The sequence below is a fragment of the Motilibacter aurantiacus genome (genome assembly GCF_011250645.1).
Taxonomy (GTDB): Bacteria; Actinomycetota; Actinomycetes; order Motilibacterales; family Motilibacteraceae; genus Motilibacter_A; species Motilibacter_A aurantiacus.
In genome coordinates, this window is the sequence record NZ_JAANNO010000022.1 from 11590 (window position 1) to 34511 (window position 22922).

Annotated in this window: 26 protein-coding genes and 4 pseudogenes; 16 read left to right on the forward strand and 14 right to left on the reverse strand. The window is 72.5% G+C overall.

The features are described from left to right. Positions 1-43: 43 nt before the first annotated feature. Together G9H72_RS20145 and G9H72_RS20150 are read right to left on the reverse strand one after the other, a co-directional pair. Positions 44-1723, reverse strand: a complete 1680-nt coding sequence (locus tag G9H72_RS20145) for a DNA repair helicase XPB (RefSeq protein WP_331272459.1) — start codon at positions 1721-1723, stop codon at positions 44-46. 73 nt (positions 1724-1796) lie between these two features. Further along, the gene (locus G9H72_RS20150) at positions 1797-2876 is read right to left on the reverse strand and encodes a LuxR family transcriptional regulator (RefSeq protein ID WP_166174536.1); all 1080 of its coding nucleotides are present in this window, start codon (positions 2874-2876) and stop codon (positions 1797-1799) included. A gap of 307 nt (positions 2877-3183) precedes the next feature. On the opposite strand from G9H72_RS20150, the gene G9H72_RS20155 reads away from it, so the two are divergent. The 3 genes from G9H72_RS20155 to G9H72_RS20165 all read left to right on the forward strand — a co-directional run bounded on the left by G9H72_RS20155 (position 3184) and on the right by G9H72_RS20165 (position 4589). Then, a complete protein-coding gene (locus G9H72_RS20155; RefSeq protein WP_166174538.1) occupies positions 3184-3372 on the forward strand; it encodes a hypothetical protein in 189 nt (62 codons plus the stop codon). Between the two features lie 94 nt (positions 3373-3466). After that, positions 3467-4072, forward strand: coding sequence for a hypothetical protein (locus G9H72_RS20160; RefSeq protein ID WP_166174540.1), 606 nt, complete (start codon positions 3467-3469; stop codon positions 4070-4072). After that, entirely contained in the window at positions 4059-4589 is a 531-nt protein-coding gene (locus G9H72_RS20165) for a GNAT family N-acetyltransferase (protein WP_331272460.1), read from the forward strand. The genes G9H72_RS20160 and G9H72_RS20165 overlap by 14 nt, the downstream gene beginning before the upstream one ends. A 31-nt stretch (positions 4590-4620) precedes the next feature. Here G9H72_RS20165 and G9H72_RS20170 read toward each other — a convergent pair whose 3' ends face one another. Next, positions 4621-5274, reverse strand: a complete 654-nt coding sequence (locus G9H72_RS20170; protein WP_166174542.1) for an NAD(P)-dependent oxidoreductase — start codon at positions 5272-5274, stop codon at positions 4621-4623. A 119-nt stretch (positions 5275-5393) separates the two neighbouring features. On the opposite strand from G9H72_RS20170, the gene G9H72_RS20175 reads away from it, so the two are divergent. Then, positions 5394-6347 carry an AraC family transcriptional regulator gene (locus G9H72_RS20175; protein WP_166174544.1) on the forward strand — a complete coding sequence of 318 codons (954 nt, stop codon included), beginning with the start codon at positions 5394-5396 and terminating at the stop codon, positions 6345-6347. A 9-nt stretch (positions 6348-6356) separates the two neighbouring features. Here the strand turns inward: G9H72_RS20175 and G9H72_RS20180 are convergent, their stop codons facing one another. Both G9H72_RS20180 and G9H72_RS23535 read right to left on the reverse strand, forming a co-directional pair. Continuing rightward, entirely contained in the window at positions 6357-6512 is a 156-nt protein-coding gene (locus tag G9H72_RS20180) for a hypothetical protein (protein WP_166174546.1), read from the reverse strand. 48 nt (positions 6513-6560) lie between these two features. Then, a pseudogene (locus G9H72_RS23535) lies at positions 6561-6712 on the reverse strand (diguanylate cyclase); the annotation flags it as partial. A gap of 303 nt (positions 6713-7015) precedes the next feature. Here G9H72_RS23535 and G9H72_RS20185 point away from each other — a divergent pair. Then, positions 7016-7678: an HD domain-containing protein gene (locus G9H72_RS20185; RefSeq protein WP_166174548.1), complete on the forward strand. Its 663-nt coding sequence runs from the start codon at positions 7016-7018 to the stop codon at positions 7676-7678. A gap of 55 nt (positions 7679-7733) precedes the next feature. On the opposite strand, the gene G9H72_RS20190 is transcribed toward G9H72_RS20185, so the two are convergent. Genes G9H72_RS20190 through G9H72_RS20205 form a run of 4 tightly spaced genes read right to left on the reverse strand, consistent with a single transcriptional unit; the run spans position 7734 to position 9414 of the window. Continuing rightward, positions 7734-8195: a DUF6069 family protein gene (locus tag G9H72_RS20190; RefSeq protein ID WP_331272461.1), complete on the reverse strand. Its 462-nt coding sequence runs from the start codon at positions 8193-8195 to the stop codon at positions 7734-7736. Between the two features lie 32 nt (positions 8196-8227). Next, on the reverse strand, positions 8228-8680 hold the full coding sequence (locus tag G9H72_RS20195; protein WP_166174550.1) for an SRPBCC family protein: 453 nt from the start codon (positions 8678-8680) through the stop codon (positions 8228-8230). Beyond that, entirely contained in the window at positions 8677-8982 is a 306-nt protein-coding gene (locus tag G9H72_RS20200; protein WP_166174552.1) for an ArsR/SmtB family transcription factor, read from the reverse strand. The genes G9H72_RS20195 and G9H72_RS20200 overlap by 4 nt, the downstream gene beginning before the upstream one ends. Before the next feature lie 45 nt (positions 8983-9027). Continuing rightward, entirely contained in the window at positions 9028-9414 is a 387-nt protein-coding gene (locus tag G9H72_RS20205; RefSeq protein ID WP_166174555.1) for a hypothetical protein, read from the reverse strand. A 168-nt stretch (positions 9415-9582) separates the two neighbouring features. On the opposite strand from G9H72_RS20205, the gene G9H72_RS20210 reads away from it, so the two are divergent. Then, positions 9583-10017 (forward strand): hypothetical protein, encoded by a 435-nt coding sequence (locus G9H72_RS20210; protein WP_166174557.1) that lies wholly within the window; start codon positions 9583-9585, stop codon positions 10015-10017. Between the two features lie 31 nt (positions 10018-10048). Here G9H72_RS20210 and G9H72_RS22085 read toward each other — a convergent pair whose 3' ends face one another. Further along, positions 10049-11128, reverse strand: a complete 1080-nt coding sequence (locus tag G9H72_RS22085; protein WP_231127590.1) for a GGDEF domain-containing protein — start codon at positions 11126-11128, stop codon at positions 10049-10051. A gap of 354 nt (positions 11129-11482) precedes the next feature. On the opposite strand from G9H72_RS22085, the gene G9H72_RS22090 reads away from it, so the two are divergent. Next, the gene (locus G9H72_RS22090) at positions 11483-11935 is read left to right on the forward strand and encodes a nuclear transport factor 2-like protein (RefSeq protein WP_231127591.1); all 453 of its coding nucleotides are present in this window, start codon (positions 11483-11485) and stop codon (positions 11933-11935) included. 222 nt (positions 11936-12157) lie between these two features. Here the strand turns inward: G9H72_RS22090 and G9H72_RS23540 are convergent. Then, positions 12158-12601 (reverse strand): annotated as a pseudogene (locus G9H72_RS23540) (TetR/AcrR family transcriptional regulator); the annotation flags it as partial. Positions 12602-12621: 20 nt separating this feature from the next. Here G9H72_RS23540 and G9H72_RS23275 point away from each other — a divergent pair. Next, positions 12622-12828: an SDR family oxidoreductase gene (locus G9H72_RS23275; protein ID WP_196791454.1), complete on the forward strand. Its 207-nt coding sequence runs from the start codon at positions 12622-12624 to the stop codon at positions 12826-12828. A gap of 309 nt (positions 12829-13137) precedes the next feature. Here G9H72_RS23275 and G9H72_RS20225 read toward each other — a convergent pair whose 3' ends face one another. Continuing rightward, entirely contained in the window at positions 13138-13656 is a 519-nt protein-coding gene (locus G9H72_RS20225) for a YbhB/YbcL family Raf kinase inhibitor-like protein (RefSeq protein ID WP_166174561.1), read from the reverse strand. A 70-nt stretch (positions 13657-13726) separates the two neighbouring features. Here G9H72_RS20225 and G9H72_RS20230 point away from each other — a divergent pair, with 70 nt between their 5' ends. The 3 genes from G9H72_RS20230 to G9H72_RS20240 all read left to right on the forward strand — a co-directional run bounded on the left by G9H72_RS20230 (position 13727) and on the right by G9H72_RS20240 (position 15958). Further along, positions 13727-14200 (forward strand): MarR family winged helix-turn-helix transcriptional regulator, encoded by a 474-nt coding sequence (locus G9H72_RS20230; RefSeq protein WP_166174563.1) that lies wholly within the window; start codon positions 13727-13729, stop codon positions 14198-14200. Positions 14201-14654: 454 nt separating this feature from the next. Beyond that, positions 14655-15290: a DUF6518 family protein gene (locus tag G9H72_RS20235; protein ID WP_331272462.1), complete on the forward strand. Its 636-nt coding sequence runs from the start codon at positions 14655-14657 to the stop codon at positions 15288-15290. 173 nt (positions 15291-15463) lie between these two features. After that, a complete protein-coding gene (locus tag G9H72_RS20240) occupies positions 15464-15958 on the forward strand; it encodes a hypothetical protein (protein WP_166174567.1) in 495 nt (164 codons plus the stop codon). A gap of 225 nt (positions 15959-16183) precedes the next feature. Here the strand turns inward: G9H72_RS20240 and G9H72_RS20245 are convergent, their stop codons facing one another. Continuing rightward, entirely contained in the window at positions 16184-18559 is a 2376-nt protein-coding gene (locus G9H72_RS20245; RefSeq protein ID WP_166174569.1) for a glycoside hydrolase family 43 protein, read from the reverse strand. Between the two features lie 769 nt (positions 18560-19328). Between G9H72_RS20245 and G9H72_RS20250 the strand changes: the two genes are divergently transcribed. The 4 genes and pseudogenes from G9H72_RS20250 to G9H72_RS22100 all read left to right on the forward strand — a co-directional run. Then, positions 19329-19883 (forward strand): PadR family transcriptional regulator, encoded by a 555-nt coding sequence (locus tag G9H72_RS20250; RefSeq protein ID WP_166174571.1) that lies wholly within the window; start codon positions 19329-19331, stop codon positions 19881-19883. A 13-nt stretch (positions 19884-19896) separates the two neighbouring features. Beyond that, the gene (locus G9H72_RS20255; protein WP_166174573.1) at positions 19897-20406 is read left to right on the forward strand and encodes an FBP domain-containing protein; all 510 of its coding nucleotides are present in this window, start codon (positions 19897-19899) and stop codon (positions 20404-20406) included. Positions 20407-20548: 142 nt separating this feature from the next. Further along, positions 20549-20851 carry a hypothetical protein gene (locus G9H72_RS23545; RefSeq protein WP_166174575.1) on the forward strand — a complete coding sequence of 101 codons (303 nt, stop codon included), beginning with the start codon at positions 20549-20551 and terminating at the stop codon, positions 20849-20851. Further along, a pseudogene (locus G9H72_RS22100) lies at positions 20845-21051 on the forward strand (hypothetical protein); the annotation flags it as partial. The gene G9H72_RS23545 and the pseudogene G9H72_RS22100, both read left to right, overlap by 7 nt. 185 nt (positions 21052-21236) lie before the next feature. On the opposite strand, the gene G9H72_RS20265 reads toward G9H72_RS22100, so the two are convergent. Next, positions 21237-22343 carry a S8 family peptidase gene (locus G9H72_RS20265; protein ID WP_231127592.1) on the reverse strand — a complete coding sequence of 369 codons (1107 nt, stop codon included), beginning with the start codon at positions 22341-22343 and terminating at the stop codon, positions 21237-21239. Between the two features lie 311 nt (positions 22344-22654). On the opposite strand from G9H72_RS20265, the pseudogene G9H72_RS22105 reads away from it, so the two are divergent. Continuing rightward, positions 22655-22922, forward strand: a pseudogene (locus G9H72_RS22105) (hypothetical protein); the annotation flags it as partial.

Consider the following 22922-nt stretch of genomic DNA (forward strand, 5'->3'; position numbering starts at 1 on the left):
GGCCCGTGCGGGGCTCGACGGCCCGCGCCGGAAGCCGTCGGGCTCACTCCGCCCCGGACGCTCCCGGCCCCGCGGGGTCGTGGCCGGAGACGATGTCGTCCGCGTCGACGATCCGGTAGGCGTAGCCCTGCTCGGCGAGGAACCGCTGCCGGTGCGCGGCGTAGTCCTGGTCGAGCGTGTCGCGCGCCACGACGGAGTAGAACCGCGCGGCCCGCCCGTCGGACTTCGGGCGCAGCACGCGCCCCAGCCGCTGGGCCTCCTCCTGGCGGGACCCGAAGGTCCCCGACACCTGCACGGCGACCGCGGCCTCGGGCAGGTCGATGGAGAAGTTCGCGACCTTGCTGACGACCAGCCGGGTGATCTCGCCGGTGCGGAACGCGTCGAAGAGGCGCTCGCGCTCCTTGACCGTCGTCTCGCCCTTGATGACGGGGGCGTCCAGCCGGGCGCCGAGGTCGTCGAGCTGGTCGATGTACTGGCCGATGACGAGCAGCCGCTCGCCCGGGTGCTGGTCGGCGATGCTCTTGACCACGCGCGACTTCGACGCGGTCGTGGAGCAGAGCCGGTAGCGCTCGTCGGGCTCGGCCGTGGCGTACGTCAGGCGCTCGGACTCGGTCAGGGTGACGCGCACCTCGACGCAGTCGGCCGGCGCGATGTAGCCCTGCGCCTCGATGTCCTTCCACGGCGCGTCGTAGCGCTTCGGGCCGATGAGGGAGAACACGTCGCCCTCGCGGCCGTCCTCGCGCACGAGGGTGGCGGTGAGCCCGACCCGGCGGCGCGCCTGGATGTCCGCCGTGAAGCGGAAGACGGGCGCCGGCAGCAGGTGCACCTCGTCGTAGACGACCAGGCCCCAGTCGCGCGCGTCGAAGACCTCCAGGTGCGGGTAGACGCCCTTCCGCTTGGTCGTCAGCACCTGGTACGTCGCGATGGTGACCGGGCGGATCTCCTTGCGGGAGCCGCTGTACTCGCCGATCTCGTCCTCGGTCAGCGACGTGCGCTTGAGCAGCTCGCTGCGCCACTGCCGCGCGGAGACCGTGTTGGTGACGAGGATCAGCGTGGTGGCCTTCGCCTTGGCCATCGCCGCCGCCCCGACGAGTGTCTTGCCCGCGCCACACGGCAGAACCACAACTCCGGAACCGCCGTGCCAGAAACCTTCGACGGCCTCGCGCTGGTACGGCCGGAGCGTCCAGCCGTCCTCGTCGAGGTCGATCGGGTGCGCCTCGCCGTCGACGTAGCCGGCGAGGTCCTCGGCCGGCCACCCGAGCTTCAGCAGCACCTGCTTGAGGTGGCCGCGCTCGGACGGGTGGACCACGACGGTGTCGGCGTCGATACGGGTGCCCACGAGCGGGGCGATCTTCTTGCTGCGCAAGACCTCCTCGAGCACCGGGCGGTCGTTGCTGTGCAGCACGAGACCGTGCACCGGGTGCTTCTCGAGGCGGAGCCGGCCGTAGCGGTCCATGGTGTCGGCGACGTCGACGAGCAGCGCGTGCGGGACGCTGTAGCGGCTGTAGCGCAGCAGCGTGTCGACGACCTGCTCAGCGTCGTGGCCCGCGGCGCGCGCGTTCCAGAGCCCGAGCGGGGTCAGCCGGTACGTGTGCACGTGCTCGGGGGCGCGCTCCAGCTCGGCGAAGGGCGCGATGGAGCGGCGTGCGTCGTCCGCCGACGGGTGGTCGACCTCGAGCAGCAGGGTCTTGTCGGACTGGACGATCAGCGGGCCGTCGGTCACGCAGCAGCTCCGGGTGGTCGCGAATGGGCTGGCCCAGTGTGAACCACCGGGGGCGGCCCGTGCTTCCCGAGGCTCAGCCGGCCCCGCCGGTGCCGGTGCGGGCGAGCGAGGACGGCTCGGTGTCCTCGAGCGGCAGCCCGGCGTCGAGCAGGCGCAGCTGGGCGGCCTTGACGCCCGCCTCGAACCGGCTGCGCGCGCCCACCTCGTCCATCACCTCAGCGATGCGACGGCGGCACGTGCGCAGCGACATCCCGAGCGTGCGCGCGATGGCCTCGTCCTTCATGCCGCGGGCGAGCATCTCCAGCAGCGTGCGGCGCATGCTGTCGCGCAGGTCCGGCGTCAGCCCCTCGTCCCCGAAGGGCGCGGCGTTCTGCCAGTTCTGCTCGAACAGGTCGCAGAGGTACTCGACCACGTCGGGCTGGCGCAGCACCGTGGCGCCGCCCCCGCTGGAGCTGCGCGACAGGAACGCCATCTTGCGGTCGAACGCGACGAGCCGGCCGACGACCACCTCGGTCGTGCGCACCTCGCCGCCGGCAGCGGTCAGGGCCCGGACGTACGCCTGGGTGACCGGGCACGCGCGGGCCGAGTGCTGCAGCAGGGAGCGCATGCGCACGCCGCGCTGCAGCAGCTGCACGTCGCGGGCCAGCGCGTCCGCCACCATCTCCGGCTCGATGCGGCCGCCGGCGTGGGCGCCGAGCACCTCCACCGTGCACTGCTCGGCGGCGTCGGTGAGCACGTGGCGCACGCGCTCGGCCTGGTCGAGCAGCTCGATGACCTCCTCGCCCTGCGGCTGGGGGAGGGCGTCCCGGTAGACCTGCTCCATCGCGTCGAGGTCGGCGCGCAGCCGGTCGGCGTCGTTCTGCCGGCGCCGGATCTCGGCGTCGATCGGGCCGAGGGTCGCGGCGGCAGCGGTGCGGGGGCTCATGGCCACCCATCCGTCGCCGCCGTCGTCGGCGTGGACGAGCGACAGCTCCTCGAGGCGGCCCAGCGCGCCGCGTACCGCGTCGGCGGGGAGCGCCGTGAGCGTGCATACCGCGGTGATGGAGGCCCCGGGGTGGCTCACGACCTGGCGGTAGACCAGCGCCACGGCGTCGTCACAGGAGCCGGATCCCTCGACGGGCTCCGGCGGCCGGGCGTCCGAACCGCTTCTCACGCTGTGCTCCCCCTGCCGTGCCGGTGCCGTCGGATGGGGCCCTCGCCCGAACTGTAGGCATGTCCTCTCCCGTGGGGCAATCGTTCCGATGCTGTTGTGGTGCATACGACCTGCGACCGGGCGAGCACGCCCGGCTACGCCTGCCTCCACCCGTGGCTACTCGGTGTCAGGCAACAAGGTGCCACCGCTGATGCGTAGACGGGCCTTGCAGGCCTGACCGAGGGTGAGGACGTCGCCGCAGCACCGGTCGCGAAGCGCCCGGGAGCGACATCCGACCGCAGGTCCCACAGCGCAGATGGAGGCTCCCGTGAACTTCCCCCGGCTCGCTCGTCTGGCCGTCGTCCCCGTCCTCGCCGGCGTCGCCGTCCTCGGCGGCGCAGGCAGCGCCTCCGCGGCGGAGCCGGCCTCCACGACCGTGACGGTCGTCCCCGGATGCGCCTCCGTGGAGTGCCTGCCCGTTCTCGGGCCGATCCTCGGCAGCACGATCTGGGGCTGAGCTCCCGCCTGCCGGCCGGCCGCTGCCCGCGGCCGGCCGTCGGTGTTCGCGCCGCTCCTGCAGCACACCGCCCCCGCACGGAAGGACAGCTCGCGTGTCAACGGTCCATGCGATCGCCCTGGACGACTTCGGGACGGAGTTCGGCCGGCACCTCGCCGGCGGCTTCGCGGTGGAGGTGATGTCCGGGGACGACGCCTGGGCCGGGTCGGCCACCTGGCCGCCGGCACGCGTGCGGGTGGTAGCCAGCGCGGACGAGGCGCTCGGGCTGCTCGAGCTCGTCGACGAGCTCTCCTTCGGCTGGCGGCAGCCGTGGCTGCCCGTCACCCGCTTCGCGCCGGGCCTGCGCGTCGGCCCGCTGATCGTGCCGGGGCGCTCGGCGTGCTTCGGCTGCTTCCGGCGGACGGCCCCGTCGCCGGCAGCGTCGCTGCCGTCCCCGGGGCTGATCGAGGACGTCACCCGCGCGGTGACCCTGGCCGCCGCTCCGCTCGAGGCGGCGCTGAGCACGGTCGGGCTGGCGCAGGAGGCGGGTCTGGTGCGCCGGCTCGACCCCGACGGCACAGCTGTCGTCCACGGGCCGGTCGAGGGCGTCCCAGGGTGCCCGCGCTGTCGCCCCGGCGAGCGGCTGCTGCCCGAGCAGGCCCCGGGTGCCCTGCCGGCCGCTCGCCTGCACCCGGGACAATTGCCGGGTGAGCAGCGCTGAGATCGAGTCGTACGTCGCCTCCTCCGGCCCGCTCCCGGACGGCCTGCGCGACGAGCTGCTCGCTCTCTGGGTGACCGTGGTCAACTCCGGCGGGGCGGTGGGGTTCCTCGCCCCGGTCGTGCCCGCCGACGTCGAGCCGGTGCTCGACGCGGCCCTGGCCCAGGTCGCCGGCGGCACCTCCCGGCTCGTCCTGCTGCGCTCCGCCGGCCGGGTCGCCGGGTTCGGCTTCCTGCTGACTCCCGCCACCCCGTACATGCGGCACTGGGCGACCGTCGCCCGGCTCATGGTCGACCCGGCGCTGCACGGCAGCGGGTGCGGGCGCGCGCTGCTCGAGGGCGTGCACGACGTGGCCCGCAGCGCCGGGCTGGAGGCGCTCCGGCTCACCGCGCGCGGCGGGCTCGGGCTCGAGGGGTTCTACGAGCGGCTCGGGTACGCCGAGGTCGGCCGCGTCCCCGGCGCGATCAGGGTCGCGCCGGGCGACGACCGCGACGAGATCCTGCTGCACCGGGCACTCTGACGCGGCCGCCTCGACGTGAGCGGAGCGTGCGCTAGGCCGACACGCTCAGCGTCCGGCCGTGCCATTCCGGGCGCTCGACCGCGTCGCGCAGGACCCGGGCGAGCTGCGTTCGCGTCACCCTCAGGGACGAGGCCTGGTCTCCCGGGCCCACCTGGGCCGGTGCTGCGCTGTCGTCCCCGTCCACGAGGAAGACCGGACGTACCAGGGTCCAGTCCAGCCCGCTGCTGCGCACGACCTGCTCCTGGCGCTCGTGGTCGGTGACCTGCGGGCGGATGACGAGGGTGAAGAAGGCCTTGGCCGCCAGAGGCAGGGTTGAGTACGTGTCGCCGATGCCGTACGTCGACTGCACGACCAGCCGGCGCATCCCGGCCCTGTGCATGGCGTCGACCACCGCCGCGGTGCCGCGCGAGCGCACGTCGAGCGGGGTGCCGGCCCGCCGCAGGAGGCGCACCTTCACCGGGTTGTCCGAGATGCCGAGCGCGACGATCACGGCGTCCTGGCCGACCATCGCCTTGTCGAGCGCCTCGGGGTCCATCACGTCCCCACTCACCTGCCGGACGTCGTCGCTGCTGCGCCCGGGTGCCGCCGAGCGGGCGAACGCGGTCACCAGATGCCCCGCCTCGGCCAGCTGCTGGACCGCCGCAGCCCCGCTGCCCCGGCTCGCTCCCACCACGAGGACCTTCATCGTCGTCTCCTGTCTGCTGGTTCGGTTGCCTTCGAGCCTCCTCGACGGCGGTGGGACGAGCAATGCCGGATCGACCGGTCCCATTGCTCATCCGTCCAGCCGGGAGCACACTGAGCCGCATGGTGGGGAACGTCCTCGACGCAGCTCTGCAGGAGTTCGGCATGACCGGCGTCTTCTACGCCGTCTCGAGCGTGCCGGCGCCGTGGGGCATCGCGCTGCCGCCGATGCCGTCGGTCATGGTCTTCCACCTGCTGACTCGGGGCGAAGCGGTGATCGAGGTCGAGGGGGAGCGGGCCCGCGTCCGTCCCGGCGACCTGCTGCTCGTGCCCCACGGCACCGGCCACACGATCTCCGACGCCCCCGGCAGCGTCACCGTGCCGCTCTTCGACCTGCCGCGGGTGGAGCAGACCGACCGGTACGAGCGGATCTGCCTGCCGGGGGACGGGCCGCGCACCGAGCTGGTCTGCGGAGCGGTGAGCTTCACCGGGCTCGGCGTCGAGCGGCTGGTCCGCAGCCTCCCACCGGTGCTGCACGTCGGGCGGGACGAGGACTCCGCGTGGCAGCGGGCGGCCCTGGACGTCATCGCCGCCGAGTCCCGGCACCCTCGACCGGGCAGCGACCTCATGACCGCGCGGCTGGCCGACGTCCTCGTCGTGCAGGCGGTCCGGTCCTGGCTCGCGTCCACCGACCCGGACCGCGGCTGGGTCGCCGGGTTGCGCGACCCCTCGCTCGGCCGGGCCCTCTCCGCGTTCCACGCCGAGCCGGCGAAGCCGTGGAGCGTGGAGTCGCTCGCCGGGGAGGCCGGCCTGTCGCGCTCCGCGTTCGCCGCGAGGTTCACCGACGTGATGGGGGAGACGGCGATGGGCTACGTGACGTCGTGGCGGATGGACGTCGCGGCCCGGCTGGTGCGCGAGCAGTCCCTGTCGCTCTCCCGGGTCGCCGAGCGCGTCGGCTACCGGTCCGAGGCCGCCTTCAACCGGGCCTTCCGCCGGGCGCACGGCGTGACGCCGGGGAGCTACGCCCGGCGGGACAGGTCGTTCCCGGAGCAGGCCCACCTCGTGGGCCCGGGGTGAGCGCGGGCGCTACGCGAGGAGCGCCCCGGCGTGCTCGCCGGCGTCGCGGCGGGCGCGGTCGACAGCCCGGCGCCCCGGGCCGCGCCAGCCGCAGCCGCAGTGGGCGTACGCGAAGCTGCCGGTGTGCTCGACCTCGGCCGAGCAGGTGCTGGTCAGGAGCGTCACGCCGAGTGGAACCCGCGCTGCGCACCGCCCATTCCACGGGGCGCGCGCCTACTCCGGCCGGGGGCTGTCCTCGATGACCTCGACGAAGTCGATGTGGCGGTAGCCGGGCACACGGTGCTCGAGCACGTCACCGTTGACCGTGCCGAAGGTCGTGCCGGGCGCCGGTGGCGGAACCCCTCGGTGGCAGCCCCGAGACCTTGCGCGGGGTGTTCCTCGCCCGCGTGGGGGTTCCCGGAGCGCGTAGCAGCAGCGTCCCGCACGAGCGCCAGGGGCGCGGCAGCTCCCGCGTGACGGCTGCGCCGCGAGGCCCCGCCCCTCGACCCCGGTCGAGGGGGCGCTCCTCCGACGGCGGGCCGGCCGGAGCCGCGCTACGCGGCCCGACGAGCCGGGCCCGGCGGCCGTCGCCGAGCACGTGGAGCATCCGGGTCCCGGGGTGGTCATCACGGCCGTGATCCGCGGACGCTGCGGCAGCACGCCGTTCGCCGGGCTGAGAAGGTCGACCCGTGGAGAACAACGCACTGATCGTCGACAGCAGCCCCTTCCCGCCGGGACTGGACGAGCGGCTCGCCGCCCAGTTGACCTTCATCGCCGAGGTGGACCGGCTCAAGACCGTGCTGCGCGCGTCGCCGCTCGCCGCGGCCGACCGCCGCGAGAACGACGCCGAGCACTCGTGGCACCTGGCTCTGATGGTGATGCTGCTGGCCGAGTACGCCGACGAGCCGATCGATGTCGGCCACACGATGAAGCTCGTGATCGTCCACGACCTGGTGGAGGTCTACGCGGGGGACAGCCCGGTCTTCGACCCGGCCGCGGTCCAGGGCCAGCGCGAGCGCGAGGCCGCGGCGGCGGGCCGGCTCTTCCCGCTGCTGCCGGAGGACCAGGCGCGGACGGTCCGCGAGCTCTGGGAGGAGTTCGAGGCCGGCACCACGCCGGAAGCACGCTTTGGCCGAGCGATGGACCGGCTCGAGCCCATGCTGCTGAACTGGCTCAACCGGGGCGGGACCTGGCAGATGCCGGGCGCGACCGAGGGCACCGTCCGTGCCCGAGAGGCGGGCGTCGTCACCGCGTCCGCGTCCCTCGGGAAGGCCGCGGAGCTGCTGGTCGAGCACGGCCTGCGCAACGGCTGGATCCGGCGGGACATGGAGGGCGTCCAGCCCTCGTCGTGACCCCACTGCTCGTCGGGGCGCCCGACCCCGGCGGCAGCGGCCGCGCCCGCCGCTGTCACCCGGGCGGCGGAGCGGCCGAGCCGCGTCGCAGGCTGCGCGCGAGCGTCGGGATCACGACCGCGGCAGGCACGAGGTGCAGCGCCACGAGAGCGACGACGGTGCCGCCATCGGCGCCGGACAGCAGCGGCGGAACCAGCGAGACCGCGGTCAGCGACACCGCTGCGAGCACGAAATGCCGGTCCGGGCGCCCGCTCCAGCGGAGGAAGGCGACGGCCATGACGACGCCGACGAGCGAGAAGAAGCCTGTCACCACTGCGAACCCGGGCAACGGGATCGGCTCGCCGCCCTCGGGCACCCGGAAGCTCGCCCCCGCAGCCCGGGCCAGCGCAGCGGTCGACGTGGTGGCAGCCATCGCTGCGAGCGTGGCGGCCACACCGGTGCCCGCGAGCCGAGCCGGTCGCCTGGTCGATGGTGGTGCCGGGTCTGCAACCACCGGGTCGCTGTCGACGCTGGTCACGGGTTCTCCTCCTCCTGCGCCGGGGCCACGGGTCAGGCTGCGGCGTCGAGCTGCTCGGCGATGCCCTCCAGGCACCACTGCCAGCCCGTCCGCATGTGCTCGTGGGCCAGCGGGTCGGCCAGGCCCTCGAGCGTGAGCTCCACCCGTGTCCCGCCCGCTACCGGCAGGAGCAGGACGGTGCAGCGGGACCGCTCGTCCATGTCGTCCCCGCTGGTGACGATGTCGAGCACCAGCCGCTCCACGGGCTCGAAGACCGCGAACGTCGCTGTCTCGCTGTAGGCGTCGCCGGCCGGGCGCGGCCCGAACCGCAGCCGGTAGCCCCCGCCGAGGCGGGCGTCGACCTCGCAGCTCGCGACCCGCCACTCGGGGTCGGGGCAGGCCCACCGCTGCAGCAGGTCCGCGCGGGTGAAGGCACCCCAGACGCGCTCGGGTGGCGCGGGGTAGGTGCGCTCGAGGTCGAAGGACCGGAGCGGAGCGTCGGTCATGTCTCCTCCAGGAGGGAGCCGAGGGCGTCCAGCCGGGCCGACCAGAGCGCCTGTTGCTGTGCGGTCCACGTCGCGACGGCGACCAGCGCGTCCTCACGCAGCCGGCATTCGCGCACGCGGCCCCGCTTGACGGTCGTCACCAGCCCCGCCTCCTCGAGCACGCGCACGTGCTTGAGCACGGCGGGCAGCGACATCGCCGCCGGCGCCGCCAGGTCTCCCGCGGAGGAGGGCCCGCGGGCGAGCCGCTCGACGATGGCGAGCCGCGTCGGGTCACCGAGGGCCGCGAACTGACGGTGAACCATGCGGTTAACTGTTGCGGGCTCGTGTGCCGGTGTCAAGCCTTGCGGTCAGCTCCCGGACGAACCGGTCTGCCGTAGCCGGCGGGCGAGTCGGCGGTGCCAGCTCCTCTCCCGTCGCGCGGTCTGCTCGGCGAGGTCGTCGCTGACGAAGCGGCGTACGGCCTCGGCTGAGGCGCCGGCCAGGTCGGGGCGCGTGCGGGCCAGGCGACGACGCAAGCCACGTAGGTCGTGCCGCCCCGTCGGGATGAGGGTCACCACCTCGCCCGTACTGCTGACCTCGACCACTTCGGCATCGGCGGTCCACGCGAACGGGCCGTAGACGCCTTCCTCGACGTCGACGGCTTCCATGTAGCCCGCTGCGTGCGCGAGGCTCGCGAAGACCAGGGCGGCACCCGTCTCATCGAAGATCAGGATGCCCGTGTCGGTGCGGCCCATTCGATGATGGTCGCCCAGGGGCGGCGGCTCGGTCGAGCGGTCGCCTCAGCTGCGGCACCAGTGTGACGGCGGCCCGAGGTGCCCGGTGGCCGGGCACGCAACGGTCCGCCCTGTCCTCCCGACCGACACCACGGTGCCACCCGCCCGGGTGGACGCCACGCTGTCGAGGTGGCCCTCACCGCACCGGACGCCCTGCTCGCCGCCGCCTCGCTGCACCTCGGCTTCCAGCTGACGGTGACCGGCCTCGCCTACCCGGCACTGGCGGAGGTCCCGGAGGGCGACTGGGCGCGCGCTCACTCGGCCCATGGCCGCCGGGTCACGCCCGTCGTGGCCCTCGTCTACGGCCTGCTCGCGGCCGCCTGCCTCTGGACCCTGGCGGCCCGGCCGTACGACCCGTTGCTGCTGCTTGCTGCAGCCGGCGCCGGCTCCGCGGCCCTGGCGACGGCGCTCGTCGCCGGGCCGACGCACGGCCGGCTCAGCCGGGAGGGCCGCAGCGCCGAGCGCCTGCGCACCCTTCGTCGCGCTGACGGCGTACGGCTCGGCTGTGCCCTCGCGTGCGCGGCGGCCGCGCTCGGCCACGCAGTGTTGGAGGGCAGCGCCTGACGCCGCGGCTGCGTCGCGTCGGTGGCCCTGGTCAGCCCGCTGCCGACCGGCTGTCGGCCGGGCCGGCCAGGGGCAGGTCCTGCGTGCTCGTCGGTGTGGCCAGGTGCAGAGGCTCGTGCGTGAGGACCCGGTCGCGTCCCCGACGCTTGGCCTCGTAGAGAGCCCGGTCGGCCCGGGCGGCCGTGTCCTCGGGGCGCTCGGCGCTCGTGCGGGTGGCCACTCCTCCTGAGAACGTGACGCCCGGGCAGGCTGCGGACCAGACCGTGGACAGCCGCTCGACGAGCCGAGCGGCCTCGCCGCTGGAGGTCTCGGGCAGCACGAGCAGGACTTCCTCGCCGCCGTAGCGGTAGGCGACGTCGCGCTGGCGCAGGACCGCGCGGACGGCGCTGCCGAACTGGCCGAGCACGGCGTCCCCGTGGGCGTGGCCGAGGGTGTCGTTGAGGTTCTTGAAGTGGTCCAGGTCGAGAATCGTGACGGCGTCCCCGGGCTGGAGCAGCCCGAGGTCCGCGTCGAGGCGCCGGCGGTTGTGCAGGCCGGTCAGCGGGTCGGTCTCGGCCTCGCGGCGCAGCAGCATCCCGTTGCGTCGGTGCCGGGCGGCGACGTCGGACAGGAGCAGGGCGACCACCGTCCACACCGTCAGCGCGCCGGGGAGGCGGGCGAGCAGGGGGCCGGACACCCCACCGTTGGACAGCACGTACAGCGGCAGCATGGCCGGGACGAACGCGAGAGCGACCCGGCGGCTCTGGGTGAGGCCGGCGTACGTCGCTGCGAGCGTGAACAGGCCGTTGTACGCGGCGTTGACGGGCGGGGAGCCCGGGGCGATGCCGGTCACGGCCAGCGCGGCCAGCTCGAGCACCGGGAAGCCCAGGAGGGCCACGGGCGGCAGTGCGCGCCACGGCAGCAGCAGGGCCGACGCCGCGGCCCCGAGGGCCACGACCTGTGCGACGGCGCCGGTGACGAGGAGTGGGCGCCCGGGCGAGAGCAGCCAGTGCGTGGACAGGACGAGCGCGGCGCAGGTGAGCACGAGGCCCGCGCCGAGCGGTGCAGGGGCCAGGCGCAGCGGGCGCACCTCGTCGGGATCCGCTGCACGGGTGCCAGCCGTAGCCGTCATGCCGCCCCTGTCGGCGCGCCGGGCAGCTGACCTTAGTGATCTGATCAGGTGGTGGTCGGCAGGCCGCAACGCGGCTGCAGGAGCTCGGGCGGCCCGCATCGAGCTCTGGTCGCGCGTCACCTGTCGAGGGCGAGCGACAATGCCTGGTCGGCAGACGATGCAGCGCGTCGAGCGCCCGATGCTCGGCATGACAATGAGCAGGGCGCCCGGGCTGGGCTTCGGCCACGCTGGTCTCGGCGCTGTCACGGATGCGGGCGGGTGCCGATCAGTCAGCAGGCAGGGAGCCGGCGCTGGGGGAGCCTGACGTGTACCGACAGCGCGGGGGCAACGCGACGGCGCGACGTGGAGGACCGGATGACGCAGGTGAGCGGGGGCGAGCAGCGACGCCGTCGCGCGCTCGTCCAGGAGGCCGTGGACATCGAGACCAGGGCGTGGGACACGCAGGACGTGGACCTGCTGCTGGACCTGTTCCACCCCGACATGGTCTGGCCGTTCCCGCCTGATCCCTCTGCTCACGACCCCTTGACCTGGGTCTGGGTCAACGGGCGCTTCGACCGCGATCGCTGGGGCGCGGACTACCGCGAGCTCTTTGCCGCGCACCAACTCGTGCACAACAGGCGCGTCACGGCTGGGATCTCGCTGTCCCCCCAGTTCGACGCGGCGCTTGCCGTGGTCGACGTCGACACCCTGTGGGAGCACCGCGCTACCGGTGCGCGGATGCACTGGAAGGGACGGGCAGGCAAGGGCTACTCGTGGTGCCAGGAGCGCTGGCTGCTCGTGATGCACCACGGGCTGCTGGACTACTGACCTGGAGCTCCGGGCACGCGGGGAGCGGCCCACCTGGTCGAGCGTGCGCGCCTTGGGTCGCTGCCAGGGCCGCCGGGCGGGTGGGCGAGGAAGGCCGGCGAGAGCCGGCTGCGCGATACCTGCCAGCGTGTCCCCGTCGGTCCCGGCCTCGCCGAGGGCTTCGATCCCGCGATGCACGGCCAGCAGCAGGGCGGCGAGTCGCTGCACGTCGGCGTCGGGGGCGATGTCACTGCTGCGCCGGCACCTCTCCAGGGTCTCGGCGAAGGTCCGACGCAGGTCGTCGAAGGCCTCCCGTGAGCGGGCCGAGACCACCTCGTCGTGCTCGGCCAGCTCTGCAGCACCCTTGGCGAGCAGGCAGGCGCGGTGCCCGGGCTCCGCGCTGGTCCTGGCATGGTCCAGCGCGTAGTCGGTGAGCCGCTCGAAGGCCCGCTCGTCCTCGCCGGCGAGCTGCTGAGCCGCCGCTCCGACCGCCATGGTGCAGTAGTCGTCGAGCACGCGGTGGAAGAGCTTCCGCTTGCCGCCGAATGCCCCGTACAGGCTGCCCTTGCCCAGCCAGGTAGCCGTGCCGATCGTCTCCATGCTGGTGCCGGCGAAGCCCGTCGTCCAGAACTGGTCGCGAGCGGTGGTCAGCACATGCTCCTCGTCGAATCCCCTCGGTCTGCCCATGTCCTCGAGGGAACGCCGTTCTGGACCGGAGCGGCCAGAACGGTGGTACGTCGTGGACGAGTCGTTCCAGAAGGTGGGCTCGCGGCCGGGCGAGGAAGGCAGGCGATGAGTGGAGGCTCGGCGATCCTGGGGAGATCGCGGCCGCTGCTCTGCTGCTCGCTTCGGACGCAGCCACGTTCGTCAGTGGGGCGGAATGGTTCGTCGACGGGGGGCGCATCGGCGTCTGATCGTGCTACGGCGAGCGCGCCCCGCCTGGCGTGGCTCCTCGTCGTCCCGCCCGTCCCGCTCGTCGTCGGGCTGTGGTGGCCCCGGCGCGAGCGGACGTACGGCCCGTATCCGTTGCTACGACATCCGGCGCGCCGAAGACGGGCGAGATCCCGTGGAGTCGGCGCGGTGGCCACGTCAGGCACTCGTGTCGTGTGTTGCCTGCAACGCGGTTCGCCCTTCGGGCGCAGCCTGGGGGGCTTGGGGCTACCTGACGCTGGTCGTTCGGCTCCGTTGCGCGCATCCCGGCGACGCCGGGACAGAGGACGGGGTCAGGCGTCGGGGGCCTGACTTGTCCCTACCAGGACTGCTCGGCCGAGCGTGTGCGGGATCGCCAGGATGTGCAGCATGGCGGTGCTCACGCCGTCGGGAAGCTCGAGGTGCTCGACGTCGAGGGCGGTCGCGGCGACGAACAGGCGGTGGGTGCCGGTGCCTGGCGGCGGGTTGACGCCGGAGAAACGCTTCTCGCCCAGGTCGTTGACCAGGGGCCGAGCGCCGGCCGGCAGTGACCCGCCGGGCGAGGCGGCGCCGGCGGGCAGGCCGCCGGCGGTGGCGGGGACGTCGGCGAGCAGCCAGTGCCACAGACCACCCGGCACCGGCGCATCGGCGTCGTAGGCGGTGAGGAGCAGGCTCCGGGTGCCCTCGGGGAGGTCGTGCCAGGTGAGTGCGGGGGACTGGCCACCGTGCCGGGCGTACGTCGCGCGCGGGAGCGCGCCTCCGCGGGCCAGGTCGGGGCTGGACAGCGTGAAGGTGGGCGTGGGGAAGGCCAGCTCGTAGGGGTCGTAGGACACTCGGGCACCTCCGTTGTTGTGCAGGCATGCTGTACGACTGCAACGTACAGCATGCCTGTATGTTGGGCCGGTGGGCGTGAACGACGACTCGTCGGAGGAGCCGCCGGGCGAGCCCGGGCTGTCGCCGGAGCTGCGGGCTGCCGAGGAGCTCCGGGCCGCCGTTGGTGCCTTCGTGCGGCGGGTCCGCAGCTCGGACACGATGCCGCCCGGGCAGGCGGCGGCCCTCGGTCACCTCGTGCGCGACGGAGGCCTCTCCATCACCGAGCTCGCCGCCCGCGAGCAGGTGCGCCACCAGTCGATGGCGCGGACCGTCGGGCTGCTCGTCGATCAGGGGCTGGTGGAGGTCGTGGTCGATGAACGCGACCGGCGGCGGGTCAGCGTGCACCTCACCAGCCGGGGGACCGGGACGTTGCAGGCCGAACGCCTGCGGCGGGCGAGTGCCGTCGCCGATGCGGCGAGGCACCTCAGCGACGACGAGCGGGCCGTGCTGCAGCGGGTCCCCGAGATCCTGCGCAGACTCGGCGACCACGTCCGCGGCAGCTAGCGGTTCCGCGGTCGGACCCGCAACATGTGCCGGAGGGTCGACGTACCGACGGCTCACCCGGTCCTCCAGGCACTCGTTGGCACATGCGTTCAGCGGCACGAGGCGCCGCCAGCCGCACGCCGTCGGTGGCGCGACAGGAGGACGGCTCGCTCGCAGGCGGTGCGGGGCCGTGTGGAGGACCACCGGGACCAGCCTGCTCGGGCGACACCACCGGCGGTACCGACAGGGACCGGCTCCTCGACCTCGGCTCGTGGACCTCCTGCGTCAGGGGCGGTACCTGTGGAGGACGGCAGCGGCACCCGCGAGGGAGGCCACGGCCGACGTGAAGGCCTAGCGTGCCTGTACCGGCCCATGCGCGACCGTCACCTGGAGTGGCTCGCCGCGCGCAGGCCGTGTGACTGCGATCTGGGAGCTGTCTGTGCCTTCTCTTGCTGTGCGTTCTTCTGCTGTCCGCGTGGCTGCGACCGACAGGCGCCACGCCCGGGCAGTGGCGTACGCGCTCCTGGCTGCTGTGGCTGCCGGCCTGCTGGGTGGTGCAGCGACAGCCTGGGCGCAGGCGGTCCTCCCCGGGGTGCTGGCGCCGTTGGCGAACTCTGCCGGAGCGTGGTCGGTGCTGGCGCTGCTGATCGCCTGGCGGGCCCCTGGGCTGCCGGCCGCGGCCGGTTGCGGAGTGCTCGTTCTGCTCGGGCTGGATCTCGGGTACGGGGTGGCCGCGGAACTGATGGGCAACACGTGGCTCTCGAGTACTGCAGCAGCCTTCTGGGCGGTGTGTGCTCTGGTGGTGGGCGGTCCGCTCGGGGTTTGCGCCCGGCTCGTGCGACGTGGTCGAGCCTGGCAGGCGGCCACGGCGGCGGGGGCTGTTGCGGGGGTCCTGGTGGGGGAGGCCGTCTACGGGCTGACCGTGGTGGCCGAGACGACGCCCGCGGCCTACTGGTGGGGTCAGGCCGTGGCTGCAGGCGTAAGCCTCGCCATGGTCGCGCGGGTGCGCCGGTTCCCTGCGCGGCTGGTGCTCGTTGCCGCCGCTGTGGCGCTGCTGTCGAGCACGGCGTTCGTCCTCGTGTACCGGATGAACCTCCTGTCCTTGCTCTGACCTCGACGTCAGCGCTGCTGGCGCGGCCGCGGCGGCAGTACTGGCGCTCGGGGCTCGCGGACCGCAACCGGCGGCGTGACCACCCATGGGTGTCCAGTCCGCCGGCCGGGTCCGGCGGCTCATGGAAGCTGGTCTGTACGGGGCGGCGGGAGTCCGGTGGCAGTCTGTGTCCCGTGCCCGAGGTGTCCGAGCCAGCTGTCGTTGATGCACGTGTTGTTGTCGACGAGTTCCAGTTCGTGTTGCAGGACGGCGACGGCCGGGTGCGCGTGGAAGCGCCGGAGGACAACGGACTGCTCTCGTTCGAGGAAGAGCAGTTCGTCTGCATCCTCTGCGGCGCTCACGCCGGCGAGGCGCAGGTCGTCGTTGAGCGGCACTTCGACGAGCCGACAGCCGACCTCGCCTCCTGGGAGGACGTTGCCGAGTTCAGCGTCACCACCGACCAGGGCCTGCGTCTCGGCTCGCTGTTCGGGGAGCCGGTGAGCGTTCCGCTGCTCGAGCAGGCACGAGGGGAGCTGCGTGTGCGGGTCTGTGCTCGCGGAAGGCTCCCGTCCAGAGACGCCTTCGGCTACGACGAGGATTCCGGCCCTCTGCTCGAGTCCTACGCGATCCAGTTCTGGCCGGCGCCGGCAGTGCCTCCACGCGTGCTCAAGGGCGCGACGGACCACTAGCCGTGGGAAGCGTCCGGTGACCGCGGAACGTGGCGAAGCGCGGACCTGAGCACGATGCGGTGAGGCGCCCGCGGGATCACGTCGGTGGCACGGCGAGCGCACCTCGGCACGACCGTACGCCCGGGCGCCCTGCGTGCCGGCCGCGCTGCGTCCACGGCCCCCGCACCGGGGGTGCGGGGGCCGTGGACGGTGTCACGTGGTGCTCTGCTGCGAAGCCTCGCTAGCTCACGACCCGAGCGCGTCGTCGATGAGCGCGAGCAGTGCGGCCTTCGCGTTCTGGCTGACCTTGTTGACCCGCGCCGACGCGACGTCCGTGCGCAGGGCCTGCAGGTGCGCCGCTCGTTCCTGGGCTGTCGGCGCTGCCGACGCCGCCGCCAGGTGCTCGTGCAAGTCCCGGCCGGTGCTCGTCGCGATGTCGCCGCTGCGGGTGAGGTCGCCGACCCGCTGCTGCAGCGTTGCGACGCCGCTCTGCGGCGTGACGTAGTCCAGCAGGACGGGCCACAGCGTGTCCCATGCCTCGGCGTCGATCTTGCTCACGTTCGCGGCCGCGACGTAGGCGGTGAGCAGCTGCAGCTGGCGCAGCACCTCCGCCCCGTCCCCCTTGGCCTCCGCGTCGGCGGCGGCGTCGAGGAGCTTCTGCAGGTCGCGGACGACGCTGCGCGGCATGTGGTTGCCCGCCGCGAGCTCGTCGATGGTCTCCGGCAGCTCGTTCTGCGCGGCGACCTGCACCGTGGTCTCGTTGCCGGCGTTGTCGGTCGCGACGACGGTCACCGTGCGATCGCTGATCGCCGCCCCGAGGTCGACGGTGTCGGCGCAGGCCGCCCACGCTCCGTCCCCGACCCGGTACTCGCACGACGCGATGCCGGAGTTCTCGGTGACGCCGGCGGGCAGCGGGTCGGTGACCGACACCGACAGCTCGAACCCGTCGACCGTAGCCCCGACGACGGGCGCGGTGGTGTCGAGCTTGTAGGAGACGTCGGGCGTCCAGAGCATCACCGCGTCGCCCCCGAGCGAGGCGTCGCGGTACTCGAGCTGGGCCCAGTTCGTCCCCTCGACGGCGTTGACCGGCACCGTCATGCCCTGCGTGATGCCGGACGTGATCCTCTCGGCGGACACGACCCGCGAGCCGCCGTTGTGGCCCTCGACGAGCCGCAGCCAGGCGGGCGCCAGGCCGGTGTCGTTGAAGTCCGTCCAGGTCACCTCGAGCTCGGGCGCCTCGTTCAGCCACTCGTCCTCGGGCACCGCGTCGCCGCCGGCCGTGACGACCGACGCCTCGACGTGCACCGGGGAGTTGTAGCCGGCCATCAGCGTCTCCCACTCCTCGAGCGTGACGGGGATGACGGAGCCGTGGCGCGGGCTGACCGGCAACGACCAGTAGGGCGACGCCGGGTCCTGGGCGTTGCACGTGCTCGACAGGCCCGTCCTGTTGCACCAGGACTGGCCCAGGTACTCCCACTGGTTCGGCGGCACGTCCATCGACGGGGCGCGCCAGGCGACGTACCCGCCGCCGGACGCGTAGTCGATGAACACGTAGTACATGTCCTCGGCGTTGTCCTTGAAGACCAGCGGGCCCTCGAGGTTCCCGCCGTTCAGCCCGGGGACCTGCCACTTGCTGGAGCCATTGGGGTTGCCGACCATCGTCCAGGCGTTGGGCATGGTCGTCAGCGGGGTGATCGGGTTCTTGTTCACCGCGTAGGGCTCCGTCTCCTCCTCGCCCCACGTGTCGTGGAGGTCGTCGAGGGAGGAGATGTACTGCAGCAGGACGCGGAAGCCGTTCTCGTCCTTGGTGAGGCGGTAGATCCGGTCGTCCGTGGCGATCATCGTCGAGTCGATCATGCCCCAGCCCTGACGGCCGGTGGACCGGTCGAGGTTGATCCAGGTCTTGGGCTCCGTGAACGTCACGAAGTCCTTCGTGGTCGCGATCCGGATCCGGTTGTAGGAGATCTGCTGCGTGTTGCGGGTGGCGATGTTCTCGTCCGGGTACAGGTTCGAGGCCCAGAAGACGATGTACTCGCCCCGGCTCTCGTCGTAGAACGCCTCCGGCGCCCAGACGTTGCCCGCGTGGTCGTCCTCGACCTTGATGAAGCGGGCATCGGACCAGTTGACGAGGTCGGTGGACTCGTAGACGACGAGGTTGCGGGAGCCGCGCGACTGGCGGTACGACCACGACTGGCCGTCCTGGTACGTCTTCAGGTCGGTCGCCAGCAGGAAGAACTTCTTGCCGTCCGCGGAGCGGATGAGGGACGGGTCACGCAGGCCCATCTGACCCTGCGCCGGGTTGACCGTCTGCAGGATCGGCTGTGAGACGGCCGTGCCCTCGTCGTAGTTCAGCTCGTACCAGTTCAACGGGTCGTTTCCCTTTGAGGCACTGAGCCAGATCTGCTCGCCGTTCCGCCCGCCGTCGTCGCCGCCGTGGAAGGACGCGAACACGTAGCGCTCGTACGGCGTGCCGTCCGGTGCGGTCTCGACGCTGGCGCCGGGCCCTGCCTTGGTGGGGACCGTGACCTCAGCCTGACTGCGTTGGTCCTGGACCTGCGCCGAGACCGGCATCGCTGCGAGCATCGCGAAACCCATCGCGCTCGCCGCCGCGACGGCGATCATCCTGGCCGGCAGGCGGCCGACCGAGCGCCGGCTCGCTGCTGCCTGCGGTGCTGTTCTCCTCCGTTGGAGCTCCATCCGCGTACCTCTCCGTCGCCCTGGAGACCCGCCGACCACGGGTCCGTTTCTGTGGCGCGACGCGCTGCGTCCCGTGCGGTTCGCGTCGCTCGGCGCCGCCGACCGCGGCTTCCCAGAGGCGGTCGGCGGTGACCATTCGGCGAGTGTTATCGCTAACATGCAGTGCGTCAAGTCCCGGAAGTGGTGGCGAGCGCGGCCACCCGAACCGGTACGCATCGGTCGCCGGGTCATCGAGCCGGATCCGTGGTGCCGGCGCTGCGGCCGTGAGGCCACCGCCCGAGTGGCGGCCACCCCGGACGGGCTTGCAAGCCCCTGGACTCCCGACCCACCTGCTGGCCACTCGTACGTCGCTCACCTGCACAGGGAGGGTGCGGGGGTGAGTGCGCCCGCGCCACGAGCGTGCTGCCGAACCATGCCGCCGAGCTCGACGCCTCCTCGCAGCGCACGTGCGACGCCAGAAGGCCGCGAAGCGGGCGGGCGCCGTCAGTGGCACGAGAGGTCGATGCCGCGGCAGTGGTCGCCGGCAGCCGGACCCTGACCACCGGGCGGTGCCTCGGCGTCCACGAGGACGACACGGCGCAGTGCCCGCGGTGGCGGCAGGCGTGCCGCTGGCCGGCGAGGAGCCGAAGCTGGCCCCAGGACATGACTGTGCTGACCTGTTGTTCTCGACATGTCAGTCTGGTACGCTGCGGTCATGTCACTGCGTCACGCTCTTCTGGGCCTGCTCGCCATCCAGCCGTCTACCGGATACGAGCTCACCCGGAGCTTCGAGCGGTCGCTCGGCAGCGCCTGGCATGCCGGTCACAGTCAGATCTATCCCGAGCTGATCAAGCTGGAGGAGGCGGGACTGGTAGAGGTGGTCGGCGAAGGTGCGCGGCGCAGCCGCACCTACGGGCTGACGTCGTCCGGGCGCGAGGAGCTGCGCCTATGGCTCGTGGTCGCGGAGCCGTCGCGCAGCCAGCGCAACGAGACCTTGCTCCGGTGGTTCCTGTTGGCCCAGCTGACGCCGGCGGACCGGCGCGCGGCCCTCGAGCGGGAGCTGCGCTTCGTGGAGCAGGAGCGCAGCACGCTGGAGCGGCTGTGGGACCACCACGTCGCCTCCGGCCAGGATCACCCGTTCGGCCCCACCTTGGACTTCGGCCGCCGCTACCACGACCTCGCCCTCGACTGGCTCCGCGAGCAGCTCACCGCCGCCCAGGACGTCGGCACGACTGGCACAGAAGACACCGAGCCTCGCTCGACCGCCTGACGAAGGAACGACTGTGAACCCGCTTGATCCCCAGACCATCCGCTCGTCGTTCGTCAACTGCTCCAAGACCGCGCAGAAGGCGATCAGCGTCCCCAAGCTCGACGACGTCCCCTGGGACGACCTCGACTTCTTCGGCTGGATCAACCCCAAGGCGCCCCAGCAGGGTTTCATCGTCACCGTTCGGGACGGGAAGCCGATGGGCCTCGTGCTGCGCGCCACCGACAGCGCCCCCTTCCGCACGGGCGGCGCGCTCTGCGACCTCTGCCACGCCGCGCGCCCGGGCAGCGATGTCGGGTTGTTCGTCGCCCCCCGCGCCGGCCTGTCCGGCCGGGACGGCAACACCGTGGGCACCTACATCTGCGCCGATCTCGCCTGCTCGCTCTGCGTCCGCGGGCTGCGCAAGCTGCCCTCGCCCCAGCCCGAGCCCCTCGGGACGCCGGCCCGCATCGAGGGACTGCAGCGTCGGCTCGACGCCTTCTTCAGGAGGGCGCTCGGCGAGGAGGCGGTTCTCGCCGAGAGATGAGCGGAAGCATCACCGGCCGGCGGGCGGGACGTAGGTCGCCGACGCCGGGAAACCCACGCATGGGGACGCTCGAGAACGGGCCCATCCGCGACCGTGACGAAGTGCTGGGAGCCGCCCCCGACCATGACTCGGACTGTGCCGCATGGCCAAGGTCGCCGAGATGCTCGGCCTCGAGACCGCGGAGACGGTGCGCACGTGGGCCCGCCGGGCGCAGGTTGATGACGGGCAGCGGCCCGGGACCACGATTGAGGAGTCCGAGGAGATCAAGCGCCTGAAGCGCGAAGCCGCCGAATTCAAGCGCGCGAACGGCGTCCTCGAGGCTGTGGCGGCCTTCTTCGGAGCCGAGCCCGACCGGCCCTCCGGTACTCGCGGAGTTCATCCGCGAGCACGCAGGCGGCCGCGAGGACGGCGGCCTGCGCTGGGGTGTCGAGCCTATCTGCGCTGAGATTCGGCGAGCGGTTGGCGGAGATCGGGATCGCGGCTTCTGTGGCACGGTCGGCGATCCCTACGACGACGCGCTCGCCGAGACGATCGACGGCCTCGACAAGACCGAGCTCATCAAGCGCCGCCGCCCCTGGCCCGCCGTCGACCACCTCGAGTACGCCACCGCTGAGATGGGTGGACTGGTTCGATGACCGCCGGCTCTACGAGCACTGCCGAAACGCCACCGACTGCGCTCAAGGCCGCCTGCTACGCACAGAGCTGCGCCCAGTCCACCGCTGCGCTCTCGAGCTCCTGGTCTCCGCACACACCGGGGGGGGCTCGGCGGAAGTGGAGGCAGTCCCACGGCGGTGACGTCCTTGGGCGTCGTCAGGAGTGCGGCCGGACCGTCAGGAGGAGGGGGCTGCATACAGCAGTCCGGCGTTGCCGGAGTTGGCGTCAAGGACAGGTCGGGTCGCAGTGCTGCTGATCGCCGAGCTGACTTCTTCGGGTCGTGCGGCCGGGTGGCCTTGCAGGTAGCGGGCGACGGCTCCGCTCACGTGTGGGGCTGCCATCGAGGTGCCGCTCTTGTGCGCCGTCGCGGTGTCGGAGGTTGCGGAGTCAGAGATGACGTTGAAGCCGGGGGCGAAGACGTCGAGGCAGGGGCCGTGGTTGGAGAAGAAGGCCCGCATGTCCATGCTGAAGTACGAGCCGAGGGCGAGGCTGTAGGCGGCCCCAACGGTGATGGCGCTCGGTGCGCGCGCCGGGGTGGAGCTGCATGCGTCGACCATCTCGTTCCCAGCGGCGGCTACGACCGTGATGCCGGCGGCCGTGAGGCGTGTGACAGCGTCGTCGACTGTGGTGTCCGCGCCACCGCCGAAGCTGAGGTTCACGACAGCGGGGCCCGCGGTGTGGGTCGCGATCCAGTCCAGGCCGGCTATCACCGTGCTAGCACGGCCGGAGCCTGCGCAGTCGAGAACGCGAACTGCGACCAGAGTCACGTTCTTGGCGACGCCGAAGGTCCTCCCGCCGATTGTGCCGGCCACGTGGGTGCCGTGCCCGTTGCAGTCCCCGCCCCTGCCGTCGACGAGGTCGACGCCGGTACTGGCTCGGCCGTTGAAGTCGCGGTGCGTGGTGCGAATGCCGGTGTCCACCACGTAGGCGGTCACGCCGGTTCCGTCAGTGGTGTAGCTGTACCTGCGGTCACCCTGGACGGCGCGCTGGTCGATCCGGTCCAGCCCCTCGGGCGCAGAGGGCTGAGTAGCGGAGATGGTCATCTCACGATCAGGAGCGACGGAAAGGACGTCAGGATCCTGGCGCAGCGCTGCAAGCGCGCTGCTGGTCATGCTGCCGGAGAATCCGTTGAGTGCCCGTGAGTACTCGTATCGAACGTTCCCACCGTTCTCCTCGGCCAAGTCGATGACGTCCGAGCGGTCCGCTCCGGGACGGAGCTGAACGACGACCTGCTGCTCAGCCGGTGAGGCGGCGGACGCAGGATCGAGGTTCAGCAGCACCATCGGTGCCGCCATCAGTGCCGCCCATGCTGGGGCCAGCCGGGTACGAGTCATTGATCTCCTCCATGCGCTGTGGACGGTCACCGGTAGTGAGGGCCGGCTGGTGTAGTCCGCCTTCGGATGTGACATCACGAGACCGTAGGGTCGGTATGTCGCAGTTGTGTCGCACTACGGCGGGGGTGGCCATGACGCCGACCGGGCCAGGGCAGGCAGGGCGGTACCTCAAGGAGCTCTTGATCCGCCCCGGGCCCTACCGGAGCCGCTGGGAGCGGTATGCGCAGCGGCGTCCTCCGGGCTACGTCAACCAGGCGGCGGTGGCTGAGGTCATCACCGAGTGGTTGTGGGTGAATGGGACAGCCGAGCAGCAGGAGCTCCTGCCGCGGCAACTTCGCGATCGGATCTCGCGCGCGCTCGCTGGCACGATGATGACGCGGGAGACCCTTGAGTGGTTCATGGGGGCCTTTCACCTGTCCGCGGAGGATGAAGCAAGAGCTGTTGCAGTGTTCGAGGACTCGGAGTACGTGTCGTTCGTCGCGGGGGGCCGGAGGGTGTCAAGCTCGGTGAGACAAGACTGCTTCAGGC

Coding starts and splice junctions, on each gene's coding strand:
- G9H72_RS20170 (WP_166174542.1), bottom strand. CDS start 5,274: ATGAAGGTCCTCGTGGTGGGAGCGAGCCGGGGCAGCGGGGCTGCGGCG.
- G9H72_RS20175 (WP_166174544.1), top strand. CDS start 5,394: ATGGTGGGGAACGTCCTCGACGCAGCTCTGCAGGAGTTCGGCATGACC.
- G9H72_RS20195 (WP_166174550.1), bottom strand. CDS start 8,680: ATGACCGACGCTCCGCTCCGGTCCTTCGACCTCGAGCGCACCTACCCC.
- G9H72_RS20200 (WP_166174552.1), bottom strand. CDS start 8,982: ATGGTTCACCGTCAGTTCGCGGCCCTCGGTGACCCGACGCGGCTCGCC.
- G9H72_RS20205 (WP_166174555.1), bottom strand. CDS start 9,414: ATGGGCCGCACCGACACGGGCATCCTGATCTTCGATGAGACGGGTGCC.
- G9H72_RS22085 (WP_231127590.1), bottom strand. CDS start 11,128: ATGACGGCTACGGCTGGCACCCGTGCAGCGGATCCCGACGAGGTGCGC.
- G9H72_RS22090 (WP_231127591.1), top strand. CDS start 11,483: ATGACGCAGGTGAGCGGGGGCGAGCAGCGACGCCGTCGCGCGCTCGTC.
- G9H72_RS20245 (WP_166174569.1), bottom strand. CDS start 18,559: ATGATCGCCGTCGCGGCGGCGAGCGCGATGGGTTTCGCGATGCTCGCA.
- G9H72_RS20250 (WP_166174571.1), top strand. CDS start 19,329: ATGTCACTGCGTCACGCTCTTCTGGGCCTGCTCGCCATCCAGCCGTCT.
- G9H72_RS23545 (WP_166174575.1), top strand. CDS start 20,549: ATGGCCAAGGTCGCCGAGATGCTCGGCCTCGAGACCGCGGAGACGGTG.
- G9H72_RS20265 (WP_231127592.1), bottom strand. CDS start 22,343: ATGGTGCTGCTGAACCTCGATCCTGCGTCCGCCGCCTCACCGGCTGAG.